Below are 3,024 nucleotides of genomic sequence, written 5' to 3' on the forward strand. Positions count from 1 at the left end.
TTGTCGTCCCACGGCTCCACAATGCGGTTTTTAGGACCGCTGGCCGGACCATATTTATAATAGTTATTCACTAGGTTATACCAGCCGCCCTTGCCCCCGTAAGCGCTGTTGCCTCCCCAGTTATAGATCACATTATTGCGGTGATCGACATTGCGGTCATATCTCCCTTCCGCCTCGTGGTCACCCTCATTGAAACGCGGGGTGCGACTGCTGTGGTGTGCTAACATATTGTGATGAAAGGAACAGTTGGTCCCTCCCCAGATGCCACCGTAACCGTGCGGACCTTTTTGGTGCACCGAATTGTGAAGACTCTCACTGATCAGACACCACTGAATCGTGACGTTTTGACCTGCGTAAAAAGACATACATTCGTCCACCGACCAGCTGACCGAGCAGTGATCGATGATCACATTGATTTGATTGGGTCCCTCCAATGCATCCGCCTCGATCCCGGCTGAATCACCCAGGCGAACACGTAGATAGCGAATGATCACATTGCCGGCTTCCAGTTTCAGATCATAATTACGCAGGCAGATACCGTCACCCGGCGCGGTCTGCCCGGCAATGGTAAGATAACCATGCTTGATTTCTAATCTGGACTGTAGAGTTATATTTCCGGACACACGGAAGACGACCGTTCGAGAACCGCTCGCTTCCACAGCCGCCCGCAGACTCCCCGGACCACTGTCATTGAGATTGGTCACTTCGATCACTGCCCCGCCACGACCACCGGTCGTAAAGCGTCCGTAACCTTCAGCGCCGGGAAAGGCCAGTTGCTGCGCTTGCAGATGACTCAGGGTCAGAAGAGCAAATAAAATATACCATACAGTGTTCTGAATCCCCGGATGGATCAGCTGCCTGGGCTTCACATACCATGATCTAATCATAATATCTTTCCATAGTTTTGCCAATCGCCTGTTCTGTTCTTGAACATTATCTGTCCAGTGTGCCACCCTCTCCGGTAGGTGGGCTGCTCATCTCCAGGCCTGCCAGAATAAAGGGCCCGACACCCTTGAGATCATTCTTGACAATCGGTTCGCTGATATAATATTCGAAGGAACCGTCTCGATAGGGTTCCCCTCCCAGTCCGGCCACGCTGCATATCCGCGTGAGACTGACTAGGCCATCCTCTTCTATCATTACCAGTTTTCCGAGCAGGCCGTGATACCCGCGCTTAGCCACATCCCAGTAGGTGGCTTCGAGGTAACCTCTTTTGACGCCTTTCGCCAGGGCATATACGAACATCGAAGACGCCGAAGCCTCCAGATAATTTCCCTTGCGGGTACCCTGATCTAGCACCTGGTACCATAAGCCGCTTTCTTGGTCCTGATAGGTGCTGATGGCCCGGGCTAAATCCTGAAGGATGAAGATGATTTGGGCACGTTTGGGATGCTCAAGGGGCAGGAAATCCAGTACATCGACTAGGGCCATGCTGTACCAACCCATCGCCCGGCCCCAGAAATGCGGAGAGCAGCCGGTCTCCGGATGAGCCCAGCTTTGTGCATTGCTCTCATCCCAGCCATGGTAGCGCAAACCGGTCCCCGGATCGCGCGTATGGACATCAATGACTAGGATCTGCTTGACCACATCATCGAAACCGTCTGGCTGATCAAACAACCGGGAGAATTCGGCATAGAAGGGCGCACACATATAAATACCGTCAAGCCACATCTGCCAGGGATAGCGTTTCTTATGCCAGAATCCTCCTTCCCGCGTTCGGGGATGGCTGTCCAGTTGCTGGCGCAGCAGGAAAGCTGCATCCTTGTATTTTTCTTCTTCGGTGATATGATACAGGGACAGTAAGACTTTACCCGAATTAATCTTATCGAGATTATAATCTTCCATCCTATAAGTCTTGATTGAGCCATCCGGCTCCAGATACGAGTCGATGACCCCCTTCACATAGTCAAAATATCTCTGCTGACCGGTTTCCTGCCAGACAGCTAAAACCGCTTTCAAGAACAGACCGGTCTCATAATTCCACTTGGCTTTGGGATCACTACTACCATATTCGAGTGAATTACCTCGACGAGTGATCTCCGAATCAGCCATCCGTACATACCAGGTCATATCGTCAAATCCTGTTGTATCCGCCCTCAAATCCTGCGCCGGTGCGTTCCGGTCCCCACAACCTATGCACAGGAATACCAATAACGAAATACCCAGTGTCTTAAAGATATTCATCTGTGTCCACACATTCCATGAGCGCATCAACCGGTTCTCCCTGCTTCTATACTGGGAATCCCTTGCAGCCCGGTATGATAATATCTCAGTATATCCTCATTGGTTGTTATAACCCTAGGGGCAAAATAACTACTGCTGTCCAAATGGGGGTGGTTACCGTCCTGAAAGCAGGCACTACCTCTTTTACGCAGCACCATTTAAGCAACCCGTTGTTTCGCATCGGAGCGATTCGGGTACCCCTTGCCATGCCTCGTGCTCGGTGATAATAACAGACCAGGAGCATTCAACATTCCTGGTCTGTTATTATCCACTCAACTTACATCTACTTCAAGAGCAGCATTTTCTTGGTAGCCCTGTAATCACCTGCCTCCAGCAGATAGAAGTAAACGCCGGAAGGTAATAGTCTACCAAGATTATCACGACCGTTCCACTGTACACGGTACGATCCAGGCTGTTTCATATCGTGTACCAGTGTTGTCACCAGACGACCGGTAAGATCGTAAACCACCAGACGCACATCCGTTGCTTTAGCAATCTTGAAGTGAATCTGGGTTGTCGGATTGAACGGGTTCGGGTAGTTTTGACTTAACTCAAACGTCTCTGGAAGCTGCTCAGTGTCAATGATTTTGAGCGTCACCCCGGTTCCGGTACCCGTTACAGTTAAGATATTCTCCGGGAGCTCCGGGCCTTCGCCGGGAGCATAGGCTCCGGTAGTATCCCAGATGAACCAGTCGTATACGGCTCCGTAGGTATCACCACCACCATCGCCGAAGCGGAAGTACTTGTCAGTACTGCTTGCCGGTGATTTTGCAGCCAGAATGGGTGTTGCCGCTTCATCAA

3 protein-coding genes are annotated in these 3,024 nt (G+C 51.1%); all 3 read right to left on the minus strand.

Features of this window, described 5'->3' with window-relative positions; all coding sequences use genetic code 11:
* A partial coding sequence (locus ACETWG_03710; protein MFB0515694.1) for a polysaccharide lyase family 1 protein occupies nucleotides 1-887 on the minus strand: 887 nt, incomplete at its 3' end.
* Between the two features lie 46 nt (nucleotides 888-933).
* A complete protein-coding gene (locus ACETWG_03715; protein ID MFB0515695.1) occupies nucleotides 934-2,211 on the minus strand; it encodes a glycoside hydrolase family 105 protein in 1,278 nt (425 codons plus the stop codon).
* Between the two features lie 295 nt (nucleotides 2,212-2,506).
* Nucleotides 2,507-3,024, minus strand: a 518-nt coding sequence (locus ACETWG_03720) for a T9SS type A sorting domain-containing protein (GenBank protein MFB0515696.1), incomplete at its 5' end; no start/stop codon positions are given.

This window comes from Candidatus Neomarinimicrobiota bacterium (assembly GCA_041862535.1).
Classification (GTDB): domain Bacteria; phylum Fidelibacterota; class Marinisomatia; order SCGC-AAA003-L08; family TS1B11.